Genomic DNA, 18,390 nt, shown 5'->3' with positions numbered 1-18,390 from the left:
AATCAACAATTATAACGGTTTAACTTATGTAGATATGATTAATTATCTTCTAGTTCAGGTTCAACGAGACTCTGCCAATCGTGTTGTAAACTCCATATCGCTTGATATAGACATGATTCATACTATGCAAGCAAAAAAAAGCTGGAGCCAAATACACTAGGCTCCAGCTCTTTTATGATGATTACAATCCCATAATTCTATAAATCAAAGCAGCAGCCTCCGCACGGGTGGTCAGATTCAGTGGTCTGAAGGTTCCGTCGGAATAACCATTGATTATCCCTGACTGCTGCAGGTACTCAACTGCTTCCCTGGCATAAGCTCCGATTTGCTTCTGATCAGCAAATACTACGGTTTTGCTGGAGTAATCCGGTTGAAGAGCAGCTAAACTCCGAGCGCGAAACAAAATAACAGCCATTTCTTGGCGAGTAATCGGTTCTTTTGCGCCAAATAAGCCTTCGCTGCGTCCGTTAACAATCTTTAGCGCCTGAGCTGTTGAGACAGCTTGGTAATACCAAGCGTCTGGACTCACATCTTCGAAAGTATTGCTGTTCTCAGCCTGAAGGTCCAGTGCCGATACCAGCAGTTGAACAAACTCCGCTCTTGTGATTTGGCGGGCAGGCTCATATTTGCCATCGCCTGTGCCGTGCACCAGGTCACGGGAAGCCAACGCTTCTAGGATAGCAGCGAAGTCCGAATTGACATCAGAGAAGTGTATATCTCCATTCGCTGCAGCGTATAATCCGAAGTTCCGTGTTGTGAAGGTGATGCTCTCTGTACCTGAAACGTATTTGGAGTTCTTGACCACTTCCGCCAGCCCCTCACGGGTAATAGAATAGACGATGGCTTGATTCGGCGCTTCACTAGGATTCAATTTATATCCAAACGATACCTTCATTGCCGCAGATTGACTTAATGTTTCTATTTGCTTTCCGTCTACCATCAAGGAGATCCGGTACACGGCATGCGTTTTCCATTTCTCTTTTAATGCAACAGAAAGGGTTGAAGGATCAACAAAATGAATGGACAGCTCCAACTGCTTGGAACCCTCCGGAATATTGCTACCCCTCTTGTCAATTGGGAACGTTACGGTGGTTGCACCTGCTTTTATTGTAAGAGAGGTAACATTCTCTTTCAGTTCGGTAACGGGCAATTGAAAGGTTACACCCTTAGCTGTGGCATCTAATTTAGTAAGCTCAAGTACCAATGCACCATCTTGCACACCCTTCATCGCTTTTTGAATTTCTCCAGTAGGAAGCTGTGCAAGGCGCATTCCCTCAGCATCAGGTGAATCCTGAATCTGAATACGGCCGGCTGAGATTATATTCACTGGATTAACTATTTTCCCTCCACTGTTACTATTGTTCCCGCCATTATTGTTGCCGGACGAACTGCCGGGGGTATCCGTTCCCCCGCGGTCTTCACTCCGTACCACTTTCAAAGTGTAGGTCTTTGTTGTTGTTTCGTTTGCGGCCGTAACTTTGATATCGACGCTATTTTCTCCTACCTTAAGTTCACTTCCGCCAGTTACTGTTAATTTGGCTTTCGGATCTAAAGGTATCCCTGTTACAATCACGGCTGTTTTAGAAAAGGGTACATTTATTGTATAGGTCAGTGTGTTCCGGTCAAACCCGGGAATTTCTGAACCCTCTATACTCAAAAGGCTTAAATCAGCATTATCACTCGGTTGTGTCTCCTCCTCATCTTCGACATTCATAAACTGGAAGGTGCGGAAAAGTGCCGGATCCTTCGCAGCGCCAATGCCTGATCCCCACTCAATATACCCTTTTCGGCCCGTACCATCATTATCGTTAACCAACATCGAGAAGCTCAAGACATTGCCTCCCTTTCCTCGAATTGGACTTACTTCGCTCCACGGCAGTGCCAGTGCATATGAGGTAATCTTAGTCGCTTCATTTCGGTCTACACTTAGTGTTCCCTTGGTTAACACTCCGGTAGCGGCTCCCTTCATAGAGAGCCAACGGTAAATTTGTGGCCCCTCTGGTGTCTGCGATATTCCGTATTCATACCAGGATTGGCTATCGCCCGGTACACCGGGAGCAAGGCTGAATTGAATACTGTCATTTTGCCAAATATTAATCCCGGAAGCGTTATGGCTGAATACATCATCACGGATATCGGCGGTCAAATAAATGTTATCCGCGTCCCAGCGTAATTGCGCTGTTCCGCTAAGATCATCCGCACCGTTATACCCGCTCAACAAAGGGGTTCCGTCTGCAAGATCAATCAGCGCGGGAGTTCCTGTGTCTGACTGATGCTTCATCCGGTTAATATCTATGTTTTGCTTGAGGTGAACTGTCTCATAGCCTTCAAGGTCAACGGTCAACTCTAGTGGATATTTTACGCTTTCAGAGAATCCCGGCAAAGGAATTGGATAAGTAAATCCGCTATTCGGAGCGATTTCAGCTAGTTGCGACTGGCTACCACTGAGCTGATCACTTCCTTCTCCTATTTTCCAGGAAATTTTGTTAATTCTCAGAGGGTCTACTCCAGAACTGTTTGTAAACTGAAGTTGAAGGGATAAGCCTCCGTTTCTACCATCTGTAATATGAGGAGCAATTTTTAAGCCTTGAAAATATAATCGCAGATCATCCACAGGTGCTTCAGGCAGTGTGGCAGGATCAAGTCCGGGTCCATTATAGGCTCCGATATTCGGTGGATTTTCTGCTGAGATAGAGTTGCCCCAATAGTCACGGCCTCCGTTGTCTGCAATGATTGCACCTGCTCCAAGCGCAGGGGAGCCTTCTCTTAACTTGTAACCGTCCACTGTATTCCAGCCAATTCCACCGCTGCCCTGAGCAACCAAGAGCGGATTCGCTGTGACGGGATTCGTATTTTCCGGCTCGCTTACTGGATGATTTCCATACAACAGGTTGTGGTCGAAGCTGCCATTTACCCCGGGCAGATTATAACCTCCCTGTCCAAGGTTGTAGACCAGATTGTTCCTGAACGTATAGGGAGCGTTGATATTTCCCGCGTCGTCCCATTCATGGTCGATTATTTTGGTGTTTTGCCCAGTGCCGATATAGATCGTATTGTTATAGATTTGCGTATCCGGCGTAACCCCGCCTGCAAAATTAAACGTATGCGTCAGATCATTCTGGCTGATGTTGTATCTGACTACATTGTTAGAGGAGCCGGTAAGCACTCCTGGAGTTAAACGGGCATCGACAAAAAGCATGAATCCGCCCTTATTGCCATGGCTGTAATTATATTGAACTACACTGTCCATAGTATCGATATCCAGATTGAAGCCCTGTCCATCTCCCTCTGGTTTATTTGTGTTAAAGGACTCATTAAACTGCACGATATTATTCTTGCCCCGGGTCGGCCAGATTGCGGCTGAGCCGTTAAACTCGCCTTCTTCGGAGTAGTTCCCACCTTCTTCAGCTATGTTATGCTCAATTAACGCTCCGTCCGCACCGAAAGTGAGAATGCCGTCGCTGTCTGCTTGTTTGACATAATTTCCGCGGATCGTAACATTGACCGTAGCATAGTCGGCTCCGTTGAAACGCTGATCCCATACCACAATTCCTGTCCGTCCAATTCGTTCGACCGTGTTACCTTCGATCCATACCCCATCAAATTTGTCCGTGCCCGTCGTTCCGCCCACATATACGGAGATTCCACCGAACGCATGTGGACCACCTTCTGCACCGGAAACTGTAGGATAACGGAAGCTGCTTGATACATCATGTATATAGTTATCCTGGATGCGGATATTTCTTAAAGTTCCTCCGTTTGCGTTCTCCACCATTATGCCTTCCCGGTAAATGGTTCCTCTCTCGGAATCATAGTTAGTGACCTCCAGATCCCGGATGCTCCAGTTTGAGGCGTTGCGCAGGTATACAGCTGCTCCGGCCATGCCTCCACCATTGATAGTCGGTTTACTTCCGCTGCCATAGGCAGTGATTGTTATCGGTTTATCGTCTGTTCCGCTACCCTTAGGATATAATTGTTCGTTCCAGATTCCACCCTTCTTTAACAAAATTCGGTCTCCAGCCTCAAAGGTAGTCTGGTTAACTACAGAGAAGGTCTTCCAGGCTGTCTCAGGTGTTTTTCCATCATTGCTGTCGCTGCCTGCAAATGAATCGACGTAATAATCTTCGTCTCCACCGCTGTTCCCTCCATCTCCAGGCAAGCGGTTGGACAAGGAGACCGATCCTAGCTGCATCAGCCAAGGGGCGGAATCGCCGCTGATCTCGATTTTTAAGTAATGAATGCCGGAAGGAATCCCTTGTGCTGGGGTATAATTCGTCCCGGTCCAAGCTGCATCTCCTGTAGATTGTGGAGCTTCATGTATTGCTGAAATCTCTGTCCAGGTGGATGCATCCGCCGATCCATAGAACTTGATGCTTCCGCTAGACCCGGCAAAGGAATGCAGACGGACGATGAAATGCTGCAAATTATGCAAATGGTACACAAGTGATTCTGCCGAATCTGCTGTTCTCACTGCACGAGAATGATCTCCACCAAAAAAAGTGGGATTGCTTGTATCTAAAGACCAATTTGTACTAAATGCATAGAGCTGTGAAACGTCATCAAGCTCATCGTTAATCGTTTGAGGTGCAAGTGATACATTGGAGAGCGTAAGGTGTCCGAGCTGCATCAGCCAGCTGTCGAGGTCGCCGCTGATCTCGATTTTGAGATAATTGATATCATTCGGAAGTGTACCTGCGGGCGTGTATATTGTTCCATACCAACCAGAACCGGTTGCTGTAGGAATGTCATTAATGGACGGAAGCTCCGTCCACGCTGTCGCATCGCCCGATCCGTAGAACTTGATTACGGCTGTTGAGCCAGAGAAATAATAGGCCTGAAGCGTAAACGACTGAATTCCTGTTAATGAATAAACGGCATAACCGGTATCCGTGGATGTCCTGACCAACCGCGTAGCATCTCCGCCGAAGAATTGAGGATTGCTGCTGTCAATCAACCAATTCTCCGAACGCAGCTCCGCTGCTGGCAGAGCAGAGAAATCATCGGCATACGTCTCTTCAGCATGGGCAGAAGCACCCATTACAGGGAACACTGTCGTGAAGATCAGCATTATCATTAGCAGTGATTTTGCGAGTTTTTTTAACATTGTTGTAGGATTCCCCCTTGAATATTTATTGATTGGCTTGGTTTGCGAGTCTTTCGGCCATCGGGTAATTCCATTCTGCGATAGCTTTGCCTAACTTATCGTCCACCATGGATCTAAATTTTTGCTGCGCCAAATGAAGTGTGATGGCATCCTTCACTTGAACGAAAGGCTGAACTCCTGCATCCTCTATCGATAGACAGTAAAGTAGATGAATGGCCCCATTTTCAGCAAACAAGCCACTAATCTGTCCCGGTGCAAGCTGATCTGCAGCAAGCAATACCTTAGGATTTTCCAGCGCTGCTGTTCGTCGTGAAGCACTTGTTATTTTGACTTCGCCCACGTTTATACCAAACTCTTTTGCCTGCTGACGGATGCCTGTGTCTGATCTTATTTCTGCTGCTATTACTGCTGCCCGGAGCGATTCCATTTTCTCCAAGGCCTCCTGCTGATCTTTGTATTCTGTTTCCGGACCAAAAGGCAGTGACGCCCATTCAAGACGTATAGCTCCCGGCCGAGAATATTTAGCAGCTAGATTTGCTTCATATTCCAGCCTTACCTGTTCATCTGAAATCACGATAACTCCATTGCTGCGCATTGCCTCAATCGTGGCATCCTCAAGGTTGCTCATGTAATAACTGTAATAGGACTGCGCTTCCAGATGAAGAGGACCATACACCACTTCCTTATTCGCTACCGCCTGACTCCGCCGTTGATTCTCACGCCCCATTCCTTTTAGAAAACCTTCAAAGCTGATATCCGATACCACTCCTGCTTCTTGAGCAAGCTGCAACTCCATCCGCTTTGTCAGTAGCTGCGTCTGGGATTCTTTTATCCACCTGTGGATTGGTTTTTCGCCGGAATAGTCGGTAGACCAGAATTTCTCTGAGTAGTCGGCATCGTAGGTCTGTTTGAAGTAATCAGCAGTCAGTGCCCGATTCATTTGAAGATGCCAATTGAACTCCGCTGCAGTGACCTCCTGTCCGTTAAGGGTCAGAAGTGGTGCTTCTGCTTGTGGAGCCTGCACATTCATCGCGCCAATCAGCAGCAGGCTTCCCGCTAATAGAGCGGTCAGAATAGCGATAAGCCGATTTCTTTTGGAATGAAGCCTTAAAGTCATAAGTTGATTCCTCCTCTCCGCACTCTTATTAAGCGCTTTCATTCTCTTCGATATTAGACATGTTACCCTTGAAAAAACAGGCGGGAATACTGCGAAATGGTTTGCCATTTCACCATTTGCCTAAAAAGAGCAAGATGCTCCATCTATAAATACAAAAACAGCCCAGAATGTTCCGGACTGCTTAGCATTGCTCTTATGTTGCGGCTAACCCGAAAACATACTGAAGCTCAGGACGCCGCCTTTGATAATCTCTTCATGAGGCAAAGAATGGTGCTCCCAAAGCGTATGGTTCCAGTGGACCGATTTACTGTACACATTGGCAGGGCTGTTGTTTTGCGCTTCAATGATCCATTGCCGCCCATTTTCAAGCCGAATCGTTACTTTATCAAATAAAGGGCTGCCTAGCACATATTCGGGAATCCCGGGACTTAACGGATACAGTCCGATGGCGCTCCAAATATACCAGGCACCCATGCTGCCATTATCCTCGTCGCCGGGCAACCCATCCATTCCACTGTTGAATAGTTTAGCTATGGTTTTGCGAACCCAGTACTGTGTTTTGGACAACGCCCCGAGTCTGGCGAAAATATAAGGAATATGGAAGCTGGGCTGATTGCTGATGGCAAACTGCCCTAAATCGGCCGCAGCCATTTCCGACATTTCATGAATTTCCAAGCCATAAGATCCCACTTTGAATATCGGTTCCTCGGCCATTAACTGGTCCATTCGCCGAACAAAAGCTTCCTCGCCACCCATCAGACTGGCTAATCCCGGGAAGTCATGGGGAACTGCCCAGCTACCTTGCCAAGCCCCACCTTCACAGAACGGATCACCCCACGCTAAAGGATCAAATCCTTCCTGCCAAGTACCGTCCTCGTTACGGCCTCTCATAAAACCAACCTCGGCATCAAACAGCAGCTTGTAATTCTGCGCCCGGTCCATAAAACGCTCATAATCATCCATTTTGCCGAGTGCTTTGGCTATCTGGGCTATACAGAAGTCCCCGTATATATAATCCAGCGTGTTGCTTACACTTTCATGAAAACGATCATGCGGCAGATAGCCGTGCTGCAAATACAATTCTAGCCCCCGTCTACCTAGCTTCTCGTCTGTAGCCGGACGATCTGCATGCTTCAGCAAACCTTCATATAGTAGCTCTACGTCGAAGCCGCCGATGCCCTTAACCACGGCATCCGCAGCTGCCGCATCGATCAGTGTGCCGGGCATGGCACTGCGTTCGCCTGGTGACAGCCATTTTGGCAGCCAACCGCTTTCACCGTAAGCTAATGTCCAAGCCTGCATGATCTCACCGAGCAAGGATGGAAACAGGATACTGTATAACGGGAAGCTAGTCCGGTATACATCCCACAGTCCGATATCTGAATACATTGGACCCCGGCAAATGCTGCCGTTAAAAGGACTGTAATGAATTTGCTCGTCCTGCTCGTTATATTCATGCCATGTTCTAGGAAACAGGCAGATCCGGTACATACAGCTGTAAAAGGTACGGAGGTTCTCTTCATCCGCGCTTTCGACAACAATGCGGCTCAGCCGTTCTTCCCAGCCTGCCTCTGCTTTGCTCAAGATCTCTCCGAAGCTGTGCCCACCAACCTCCCGATCGAGATTCAATTGCGCTTGCTCCCCACTAATAAAGGAAGTGCCGCATTTCACTTCTATTACACCGGATTCCGGTATGTTTAATTCTACGTATGCGCCCAGCTTATCGCCGGTTCCTTCATACGTCCCTAAAGGTTGGTACTCCCCGTCAAAGATTCCCGAATCCTCCATGAGAATGTCTGTGTCGAACTGGAAGACGAAATACATCGCGAAATTATCGGGTACCCCGGCGGTATGGCCTCTTGTAAAGCCGATGATCCTGCGTTTCTCCGGTTGAAAGGTGAGTTGAGACTCGCCTTTCAGTGGTGCTATTATGAGCCTGTTCTGCTGTCCCTTAGCGTATGTTATTCTAATCACTGCACAGCGCTCTGTAGGGGTCAGCTCCAGTCGGGTACGATATCGTTGAAGAGACACTCCGAAGTAGTGTGGGGACACTTGCATCTCTTCCGGTTTAAAGGAAGATGAGCGCGAATCAGGAATAAGCAATAACGGTCCAGTCTGCGGCAAAAGTGTTAGATGTCCATAATCTCCGATCCAAGGACTGGGCTGGTGAGTTAGTCGTATGCCCTCCAGGTGGCGATGGTGCGGATGGAAGAACCAGGTCCCCCCTGCTTCATGGGTTTGCGGGCTCCAAGCCGCCATGCCAAATGGCATCGCTGTAAGCGGCAGCGTATTACCGTGTGAGTAGCGGAAATCCGACTTAGTCCCCTGTAATGGATTAACATAATCTAACAAACCCAAATGGATACACTCCTTTGGCTGGCTTACACCAGCTCTATAATCTCCGACCTTAACTGCTGCCGGCTAAGATAATCGAAATACTTGAACACCTCCTGCTTCTACCCGTATAGACAGTTGAGTTGTTGAAGGTTCAAATGGATTTATTGGCTGAATTTTTGCATTCCCATCGTCAAACCATGGCTCTGCTGAAGTATAATTGGCAGGCAGCGTAACTTTGGCTTCTGCCAACGTGTTCCCTTCATTATGCACATAGAGGAACGCACCTCTGTCTTCTTCAACTTCCCACTCGGAAAGATCAGCGCGGACACCTCCGCTTACTAGCACATTCGGCTGTAGCTTCAATTCCTGCTGTAAAAGATCGCGCACCAACTGGAGCGTTCCGGTATGTCCATCCTGCCAGTAGGCAGCCGCAAGTAAGGTACCGAACCACACAGCACGCCCATTGCCATAAGCGGCGGCCGTCAACACAGGCATGTTGTCCTCGGCAAATTCGGCTAGGACCTTCACATGACTTTGCAGCTCAATATCTGATTTGTAATAGGAGCCGTGTGCCTTATCATCTGCGGCTGCTTCCCCTTCCTTGCTGTGTTTCATTACATTAAGGAGTGGGATCGCCGTCCGTGATTCGAATGCTACCTGATGATAGCTATGATCCAGGTTCTCGGCAGAATGAATCCAAGTCTCCCGAACCCCAAAGACTTCATCAAATCCATAACCGGGAACTGTATAGCTGTGACAGCCATTCTCTGCCTGAAGCGCTCCGAAGGAGCATTCCGAAATCAATATGCCTCCCTTTTCCACCCACTCACGCAGGAGGTCACACAGTTTACGGTTCAGATAAAGTGGATAAGGCATCCACAGGCAGCGGTATTGCTCCAATGTCTTTTCCGTAACATCCGACTCATGCAGAAATTCCACTTTATAATTAAGATCATGTAGCAGTTTATGTACGCCTTGCAGGGAATCGTTATAGGTGTCCAGATGATCATGCACAGCAAAGTTTGCGATTTGGTTCTGTGGGCTGAATAGAATAGCAATCCCGTCCCCACGCCGTTTTGCCTGTAAAAGCTCTTGCTTATTGTCTTGCACAAGCTTATTTAGTTGGGCCATATCCTTGTACCATGGGGTTGGACTGCCGTCCAAATACACACTACCCCAAGCCGGAGCCTCCTGTCCTAATACCTCCGGTCTATACTGCCAGAACAGATATCCCGTGATGCCACGGGCGAGCGGGGTCAGAATATGCCGCTTCATTTCTCGCAGCTCCAGCTTGCGTGGTTTCATCGCCGTATTGCCAGGCAGCGCATGAATCTCTGAGTTGATGATCGGTTTGCCTTTGGCGGCAGAGATCAGTAGATCAGCCGACCAAGCTGAGGACCCTAGGCTATTGCCTGTCAGGTCACAGGGCTCAGCCAGCTTAAAGTCGTCTGAACCTGCTGTAATCATATTAAAAATAGGAGCTGGAACAGTATGTGCCATAGCAGGATGCAGCAGATCCAGTGACTTCACAGTATCTACCCGGCTCCGCAGCTCAACTGTCAAAGTACCGGACATGAACAGCCGCCAGTCCACCAAATCATTGAATACGCCTTGCCCACGCGGTGCCTCTACTTCCTCCCAGTTTCCGTAAGTCCGCTGCCATGATTCGTTCAGAGCTTCCAGAGTAATATATTTATTTTTCAGCCATTCTTGGAATGCCAGCACTGAGTGCTCGCAATAACATACCTGGTTGTCAAATGACAGCTTGCGCTTAATCCCTGTCGTCAGCTCAGGCTCATTCCATAAATCCCACACCCAGAGTGCAGGATGATCTTTGAAAGTCTTCACTGTTTCCGCCAGAAATTTCGCCTTCTCCGTGGCTGCAGCTGCATGGTGATAACAAGGTCCAGGAGCTCCGCCAATCTGGCGGCAGTTAATTGCCCTTGGTTCCAGAACGGAACCGTCTGCTGTGATCATTTTGGAATCAGGATGTTTTTTATAAAACCAGGCTGGCGCCACATCGAAAATCACGTTCAAAATGACCTTTAAGCCATTCTGTTCAGCAATATCCATCAGCTCCTGAATATCATCGAACTGGTAGACCCCTTCTTTGGACACGCTGGCGCGCCACTGCACCCAATACTTCACACAATTGAAGCCCTGCCCGGCAATATTGCTCAGGTCTTTCTCCCATTGATCCCGGAATGGGGTTGGGGAACGGTAATATTGAAACCCGAATGGAATAAATGAATTTTGTATCAAAGGTACTCCTCCTACAGCGTTCAATTTCGATGTCATGTATTTATAAAAGCGCTTACCGCTCTTTTACGGTTAAAGTCTATCACAGTACATTTTGCAAAAGTTAGGATGGAATCCTATGAAACGGTTTGTTAAGCTGTTGAAATGTTTAGAACTTCGGCTATGCGGACATTTTTGTACTTAGCCACCGGTGAACATACTGCGAAATCGTTTGTGATCCTGACAACTGAGAAATTACCGCTCCTCTAAAAGAGGTTTCATGTTTATAATGACTGTAAGACATATTAGAAACTACTTCGAGGTGAGGCCAATGTTGAAAGCGCTTATAGTAGATGATGAATATCTCGTCCGTATGGGCATCACCCAAACCATAGACTGGGCAGAATACAACGTCGAGATCATAGGAGAAGCCAGCAATGGCGAGGAGGGTTTGGAGCTTGCACTACAACACCGCCCGGATGTGATTATTACCGATATCCGTATGCCGTATATGAACGGTCTTGAACTTATCGAGAAAATACGGGAGCAGGACATGCTCGTAGGCATTGTCGTACTTAGCGGTTATGACGAATTTCAATATGCGCAGGCTGCATTACGTTATGGTGCCTCCACTTATTTGCTGAAGCCCATTAATATAGAAGAACTCGCAGATACAGTACGAAGCGTTGGCGATGAAATCCTGGGGAAAAAGCAACTCTCCAAGCGATATTCACAGCTTAATGAGGAAATTGCCGCGATATCCAAACAATTCTGGCAGGATTTACTGCATGGCCAGCTGCATAGTGAGGAATTCATTACCAGCAAAATAAAGCTGCTGGAGCTGCAATTGGAACCAGGAAAAGCTTTGCTGCCGCTGTCCATAGCCTTCCCTGCTGATAATGGTCTTCAAGGAACTGATGTAGGCAAAGCGTTGGAGGATGAAGCAGCGGTTATTCTGGAAGCGTATTCTTTTGAACAGCTCTGTCTATTCCGCGATAGTCATCTGGAGTGGGTTATGATTCTCCGAACCGATGAACCTGAGCTTGCTGGTGATTCTGCCCGCAGATTAGGTAAGCAGCTATCGGAATGGAGCCAGCAGCACTTCGGCCAGGCTCTTAGCGTTGGAATCGGCAAACCAACTGAAAAATGGAATGGAATCGTAGATTCATACAAACAGGCTGTGCTTGCTGCGCAGCGTGCATTGTCTGGTATTGAACGCGTGTTGTACGCTGAGGAAGAGGCCGGAGCTCGATGCCGGCGTGAAATCAGAGACGCCCTCGCTTTTATCCGGGAGCATTATGCTGGGAACATTACCGTGGAGATGGTTGCTGCTGCGGTGTTCGTCAGTCCAACCCATTTAATGCATCTATTCCGCAAAGATTTGAACAAGACTTTCTATGAATGTCTGACGGAATATCGGATTGAAGAAGCCAAACGTATGCTGCGCAATCCGATGTACCGGGTCTATGAGGTGGGCAATCAGGTTGGTTTCACCGACTCCAAATACTTTAGCCAGATTTTCAAAAAGATGACGGGCATCCCGCCGAGCGAATATGCAAAAACCTATGGTTAAGCTAACGATGGCTAACCGGATTGATTCTTGGATGCGCAGGTTCAAGATCAAAAGTCGGATTGTTGTTGTCCTGTTAGTGGGATTGTCTCTGCATCTGGTGCTGATGCTTGTTATTTTTAACTTCTATTCCTACACCTATCTGCAAAAGGATCTATACCGTCATGTCGTCCAGACTCAGCGCCAAATTGGGCTCAGTGTGGAGTTGATGGTCGATGACATTCAGATGTTGTTCCTGCGTTTTCTAGTAAACAGCGATATTTACCAGATCATTAATAACGATTCCCTGCCGGCAGCAGACAAGGAATCACGGATCGGTGCTATCATCGACGGCATGCTGGCACAGAATGATCTCGTGGGCAATGTGATTATCAACACCAATGATAATATGCTTTACTCTTATCAGTCTAAGGAGCAGATGCTCGAGGTTCCCGAAGCCCTATTCATTAAAAGGATACAGGAGAGCAGCATGCCTGTTGTCGGTGAAATTAAACGGGATGGGGACGGCAATGCCTATATCCCCTTCGGACAGCAATTCCGCAACTTCAATACGGGGCAAAATATCGGGGTCGTCATCATCTATGTCAGAGAAGCCGCCTTGGCAGATCTTTATTCCTCCAGTTTCACTGGCATTGGCTACTCCTTCCTGACTTCCAGCGACCGGATTATTTCTCACCCCGACAAGCGGCTCTTAGGCAATTTTTTGGAGGAGAACGCCCCTCTTCGTCCGGGTCAGAAAGAAGGCTACCGCACCTGGTCAGATAACGGGAATTCCTATATCATCGCTACTTATCCTTTGAATCCTAGGTTGGAGACGCTTGGCGTTAGCTGGGAGTTCACCAGTGTGATTTCTAGCCACAAGTTGCTGGAAGGAATCGCTAAGGGCAACCGAAATGCTCTTCTTTTCGCCAGTGTCACCTTCATTGTCCTACTGATTCTTTCCTTCTATTTAGCAGCCAAAATCACCCGTCCGCTACTGAACTTGAAGAAGAAGCTGAGTCTGTTTGGCAAAAAAGACTTAGCTGCTGTGTATGAGCAGCGGGCACAGGTCGATGAGATTTTCCAGCTAGAGAACAGCTACTATCAGATGGTAGAACGGATCAGCCAATTAATGCTTGAAAAAGATGAGGAAAAAGAGAAGCAGCGCAAGGCGGAGCTGACTGCGCTGCAGTCGCAGATCAATCCCCATTTTCTATATAATACGTTGGATGCGATTGCCTGGATTGCCCGGCTGAAGAAGCAGCCCGACATTGAGCGGCTGATTTCTTCTCTGGCGACCTTTTTTCGGATTAGCCTGCATAAAGGCGATAAATTCGTTACTGTCGACGAAGAAATCCGTTTGGTGGAGAGTTTTGTGACGGTCGAGCAAATGCGTTTCCCGAATAAATTCGAGATTGAATACGATATTGAGGAATCGCTGCGCAAAGTCCGCATTCTAAAGCTGATTCTTCAGCCTATCGCAGAGAATGCGATTAAACACGGCATCAGCGAGAAACGTGGCATGGGCAGAATCTGGATTAAAGGCGAGCTGCTGGAGGATGAGATTCGCTTTACAGTGACGGATGATGGAGTCGGCTTTGCCAACGGCGCGACACTTAGCCAAGCTAAGGAAGATGTGCTGTTCCAGAGCGGATATGGGTTGCGAAATGTGGACGAACGGATCAAGCTGGAATACGGTCCTCAATATGGGCTAAGCATCTCCAGCACTCCGGGGCAAGGCACCACGGTTACGATTAGCTTGAAGAAGGAGCTGCCCAATTAACTAAGATTGTTAATGAATGCGGACACTACAAAGAAATCGTTCCTTTTTTGAGAGGTAGGTGGTACTTCCACTTTTCTCACAATGAACGATTTCTTTTTTTGACGTGTGAGCAGTGTGGGTAGATATTCTGCTCAATGTCGCGGGGAAAATGAAGCCCTGGACTGTCGCTATTACGTTTCAGTAACGTTTCCTGTTTGCTCAATGCTGTCAATACTGGTTTAATAAAAAATATCGTGTTGTTCCCCGTCTTTGGGATCGTTAATAACAACCCACTGTTCCTCAACTATGTTTAGTTCCTCATTGCAGAATTCCATTGCTTCTTCTAATGTTTCATAACAATAGTCAGCATTTGCACCCTTATTTTCATGAGTTTCAAATAGAAATAAATAAACACGATACTTTGATTCATAAAACATTACCTTACTGATGTCCCCTATTGGTTCTGTAAGAAGAGCATACATTCTCATTTTTTCACCCCATATGTTCTATTGCAACAAACCCCTACGAAGTAGGTTCGCTGTGATCGGTTCCCGCCCAAGTAGATATAAGCACTGCTAGCCAGTGAGCTTTTGCAGATTTTAGCGGGTAGCCTGAAATTCCAATGCTTCATAGAGTCTGTCTGCCATTCTGCTGCCATACAGACTGCCAGTCTTAGTCTTTCATCGTGGAGTTAATTTTCAAGTACAACTGTTTCAGCGGATTAACAATACTGCCACTAAGCATTGAAATCAGCAACCAGAACACTATGAACACGACGATGTTTAATCCAATCATTAAATACTTAAATGTCCGCAGCTCTGCATTCATGCCGTCTGCAGAGATATAGGTGACAATCCGCTCGTCCGATTCGGGCAGCGGATACAGCAAAATCAAGCCGTCGGCCGTTTCACGCTCCAACAAATCCATAGCACCGCTACTAGAACTATCTTGTTCTTCCGGCATAGCTGGATTATCTCTTTTTGGTGTGGCCAGCGCAGTTCTAATTTCTTGCAGTCGCTTCATGGGCACATCCGCCGCATTCAGTAGCTTTCCGTTACTTGTCAGCAGATAAACTTCATTCTCGCCGTAGATCGTATTCTTGCCTGACAGGTAGAAGCTGTACAGCTTGTCAATCTCAACTTCGAGCGAGAGCAGACCTAAAACTTGCCCCTCCGTGTTCTGAATTTTCACCTCAAGCAGCAGACGGTCGCGCAGATCAGAAGGCGCGTTCATCAGATGTTCCCGGTTCAGCACCGTCCAGCGCAAAGCCTGTTCCCGATTATCCAGAAATTGTTCCATCCCCGGAACTTTCTTGATCTCTGTAAAGGGGAGAAGCCCGGATACATTGCTCGAGGAGTACGTCCCCCCTGCTTCACCCCAAATATAAATGCCGAGAATGTCACTGCTAGAGGAGCGAATGCCCTCAAGTATCGGAGAAATCGCTCCGTCATATGCTGGTTTTTTCAACGCATTCTGTACCACCTGATTGTTGGAGATAAGCTTGGAGGTCTCCTCTAGCCAGTTCATGAACAAAAGGGTGTTCTTATGCTGCTGACCAGTGTATTGAACAGACAACTGCCGCAGCATGTCCAAACTTCTATGCTCCATAGTACGGTACAGAATAAAACTCGAAGCAGCAATGTAAACGGTAATAAATAGCACCAGGACAAGGCGGATGTTGCGGCCGAATGATCTGAACATATAACTCCCCATCCCCCTCTGGTGTATGAATCAACGAAAACGAAGATCAATTGAAATCAGACTATCAGCTAAAGTGACTAAAGTCGATCTCTTTATAAAAAGAACCTGCATCTGTTAGCAGCACTTCATGATTAGGCAAGATAATTGTAATCGCCGAACCGGCTGGCCAGTTAGCTTCAAAATGGAAGCTTTTATGTCCCGCTTCTGAATGGATTTCCCATTTTACATGTATTGGACCCAGACTTGTGCTTACGATTCCATTGGCCTGTTGCAGTTCGCCGCAATGTGGCTTTATGGTTATTCCCTCTATCCCTTGCCGGACACCCAATATCCCTCTTGTGAACTCAGTGATCGGCAGCGCGCTCCAGGCGTGACAGTCACTTCTGGTTCCAACAGAGTCCATTTCTGGGAGTGTAGTGAGGTTCAAATCCAGCTGTTTCATCCAACGAGCCCATAGTCCGAAGGAGCGGTCATACAATCCGCAATGTTCCAACGCGCGAAAAAGATAATAGCTCATCGGCAGCGAAAGTTTAGCCAGTGATGTGTCAGCCATTGTACTCTCTAGTAGTGCTGCCCCCTCTACAGCGTCCACCGTGCCAGCTAAAATCGCCCAGACCTGCGTATGCTGGCTAAGCTGCGTTTCCGCTGTTGCCGCCGGACTGTCGCGGAACATTAGGCTATTCGTTTGGCGACAGCAATCCAGTACTGCAGCGTTGACCGCCGCTTTGCGCTGGCGCAACTCTGATGCAATCTGCGTCCACCCGCTGGCGGTAAGTAATTCAGCCGATTGCCCCAATGCGTTCGCATACATCAGGCTAAGCACGGTTGCAGGTGCATCATCCGTACAGTCTGGTGCACCAACTGGCCATTCTTCTACCCAGTCGAAATAATTCCAATATTGGCGAGGTGTTCTGTCCACCAGACCCTGCGGTGTCAGTCGCTGATCGAACCAGTCCAATACGGATAACAGTGGCAGTCGGTACTGATTTACGATATCCAAATCTCCAAAGGATCTATAGTGGTCATGAATCATCCCGATCCAATACAAGGAGAAGGAGGGAATGACCTGTGGCAGCACGGAGGGGTAGCGGCTTTGCAACATGCCGTTTGGCAGCTGCGAAGCCCTATAATCTTCCATTGCCCTCTGTGCCAATCGGTCGTCTCCTGATAACAGGTACGTAAATTCCATCATTAGTTTGGTATCCATGGTATATTGCAACTGTTCATAATACGGCGTATCCTCGTAGGTCTCATGCATGCAGCGTTGTAGTGTTCGGACACTCAGCTCCCAGAGCTGGTTATATCGTTCATCGTTGCAATGAAAGCTTCCTTCCGGCAGCAAAGGATATCCGGTCTCCCGATAACTGAAGCCGGATATCGTCAAAGGCTCAGCTCCAGTATTCACCTCCAGCCGGACATACCGGAAAGTACGAAACCAGAATGGCTCATAGCATTCCATCTGCACCGAGGTGCCATAACCGGCTGGATGGTAGCTGTCATAACCGCCTCTTAACACATGCTCCTGCATATCATCGCGGACAGCTTTGCGGCGGATCTCGTCATCCCCAGTCTCTTCTTCGTAGCACTCGGCGTACAGTAGGGTGATCCGGCTACCTTTACCCCCAAGGAGCTTAAGCTGCGGATAAGCTGTGATTAGCTCACCTGCATCCAACTCCAGCCAGAGTTGCTGTCCCGCTTCCACGTGTATTCCTGCTAATGGCGTCGAGGCTCCACCAGCTTCATTCCGCAGCTCCAGACTATGCCCGTTTTCAAAAAGGGCTTCCCCTTCACCACTGCTGCTGCGCATCAGCTTCAGGAAGAGTTGCTCGCGCTCATACAGCAGCGGAATCGGTCGCTCCGCCAATTGCCAGGGGGTTAATTGACCATAATCATCCCGCACCGGCTGTACAATCCCTGCGGCTAGCCAGGCGCTGTCGTCATATTCCGGCAGTGTCCAATCCAGCAGCGCTACGTCCCCCTCCACCTCTTCCAATCCGCCCATCCAGCGCATAATCGGAAACGGTTGAAGCCGGTAGCTGTGGTCCCTAATGCTTTTCCATGAGGTATCTGTATTCAGTTCCTGCACAAGCTGCCCATTTTTCATAACTTCCGCTTCTACAAGCAATCCGCCTTTTTGCGAACGCCAGATAGATAGAGGTCCGTCTTCACCCAGTTCAAAGGGAGAAGTCCCAGCATAATGAACTACCATAACAGCAATCACATTTATACCTGGTTGCAAAACGTCATCCAAACTGAATTCCTCATAATACTGAACATGGACATGACCCTTGCAAGGACCAGCCCATAAACGCAGCCCGTTAACAAAGAGTCTGTAGCGGCTGTCAGCAGTAATGGCCAAATTCAGACTGTAGGCCCTCCCGGCTCCAGCTGGCAGCTCAAACATTTTACGAAAATACACTCGCTCGTGTTGCTGCTCCCAACTTTCTGTTCCTTCCTCATCCAAAGGCCAGATCCATCGCGCGCTCCAGTCTCCCCATTCTTTTGCTGCCATATAATGCACCTCTCCTTTATCCCTTAGAGTAGATTTGGCAATCTACGCAGAAACGGCATCGCCGCCCTTC

General features: G+C 48.0%; 9 protein-coding genes. 2 read left to right on the top strand and 7 right to left on the bottom strand.

Annotated features, from left to right (window positions below):
* Positions 1-181 precede the first annotated feature (181 nt).
* The 4 genes from PAENI_RS13770 to PAENI_RS13755 all read right to left on the bottom strand — a co-directional run bounded on the left by PAENI_RS13770 (position 182) and on the right by PAENI_RS13755 (position 10,820).
* Complete coding sequence (locus PAENI_RS13770; protein ID WP_149645659.1) at positions 182-5,104, bottom strand: S-layer homology domain-containing protein; 4,923 nt, start codon at positions 5,102-5,104, stop codon at positions 182-184.
* Positions 5,105-5,129: 25 nt separating this feature from the next.
* Positions 5,130-6,221, bottom strand: a complete 1,092-nt coding sequence (locus tag PAENI_RS13765; RefSeq protein WP_188114563.1) for a peptidyl-prolyl cis-trans isomerase — start codon at positions 6,219-6,221, stop codon at positions 5,130-5,132.
* A 204-nt stretch (positions 6,222-6,425) separates the two neighbouring features.
* A complete protein-coding gene (locus tag PAENI_RS13760; RefSeq protein WP_149645657.1) occupies positions 6,426-8,585 on the bottom strand; it encodes a GH92 family glycosyl hydrolase in 2,160 nt (719 codons plus the stop codon).
* Positions 8,586-8,642: 57 nt separating this feature from the next.
* Positions 8,643-10,820, bottom strand: coding sequence for a beta-galactosidase (locus PAENI_RS13755; protein WP_188114561.1), 2,178 nt, complete (start codon positions 10,818-10,820; stop codon positions 8,643-8,645).
* Positions 10,821-11,127: 307 nt separating this feature from the next.
* Between PAENI_RS13755 and PAENI_RS13750 the strand changes: the two genes are divergently transcribed.
* Both PAENI_RS13750 and PAENI_RS13745 read left to right on the top strand, forming a co-directional pair.
* Positions 11,128-12,369, top strand: a complete 1,242-nt coding sequence (locus PAENI_RS13750; protein WP_188114560.1) for a response regulator — start codon at positions 11,128-11,130, stop codon at positions 12,367-12,369.
* Between the two features lie 7 nt (positions 12,370-12,376).
* Entirely contained in the window at positions 12,377-14,128 is a 1,752-nt protein-coding gene (locus PAENI_RS13745) for a cache domain-containing sensor histidine kinase (protein WP_223178946.1), read from the top strand.
* 218 nt (positions 14,129-14,346) lie between these two features.
* Here PAENI_RS13745 and PAENI_RS13740 read toward each other — a convergent pair whose 3' ends face one another.
* From PAENI_RS13740 to PAENI_RS13730, 3 genes are all read right to left on the bottom strand, one after another.
* Positions 14,347-14,595, bottom strand: a complete 249-nt coding sequence (locus tag PAENI_RS13740) for a hypothetical protein (RefSeq protein ID WP_149645653.1) — start codon at positions 14,593-14,595, stop codon at positions 14,347-14,349.
* 184 nt (positions 14,596-14,779) lie between these two features.
* Positions 14,780-15,808, bottom strand: coding sequence for a cache domain-containing protein (locus PAENI_RS13735; protein ID WP_149645652.1), 1,029 nt, complete (start codon positions 15,806-15,808; stop codon positions 14,780-14,782).
* Positions 15,809-15,872: 64 nt separating this feature from the next.
* Positions 15,873-18,320, bottom strand: coding sequence for an alpha-L-rhamnosidase-related protein (locus PAENI_RS13730; RefSeq protein ID WP_149645651.1), 2,448 nt, complete (start codon positions 18,318-18,320; stop codon positions 15,873-15,875).
* Positions 18,321-18,390 lie beyond the last annotated feature (70 nt).

Origin of the sequence: Paenibacillus sp. B2(2019), from assembly GCF_008370385.1 — a bacterium.
In the GTDB taxonomy this organism is placed as follows: Bacteria; Bacillota; Bacilli; order Paenibacillales; family Paenibacillaceae; genus Paenibacillus_AQ.
Note: the sequence above shows the minus strand (reverse complement) of the source record. Positions and strands in the feature narration are given on the sequence as shown.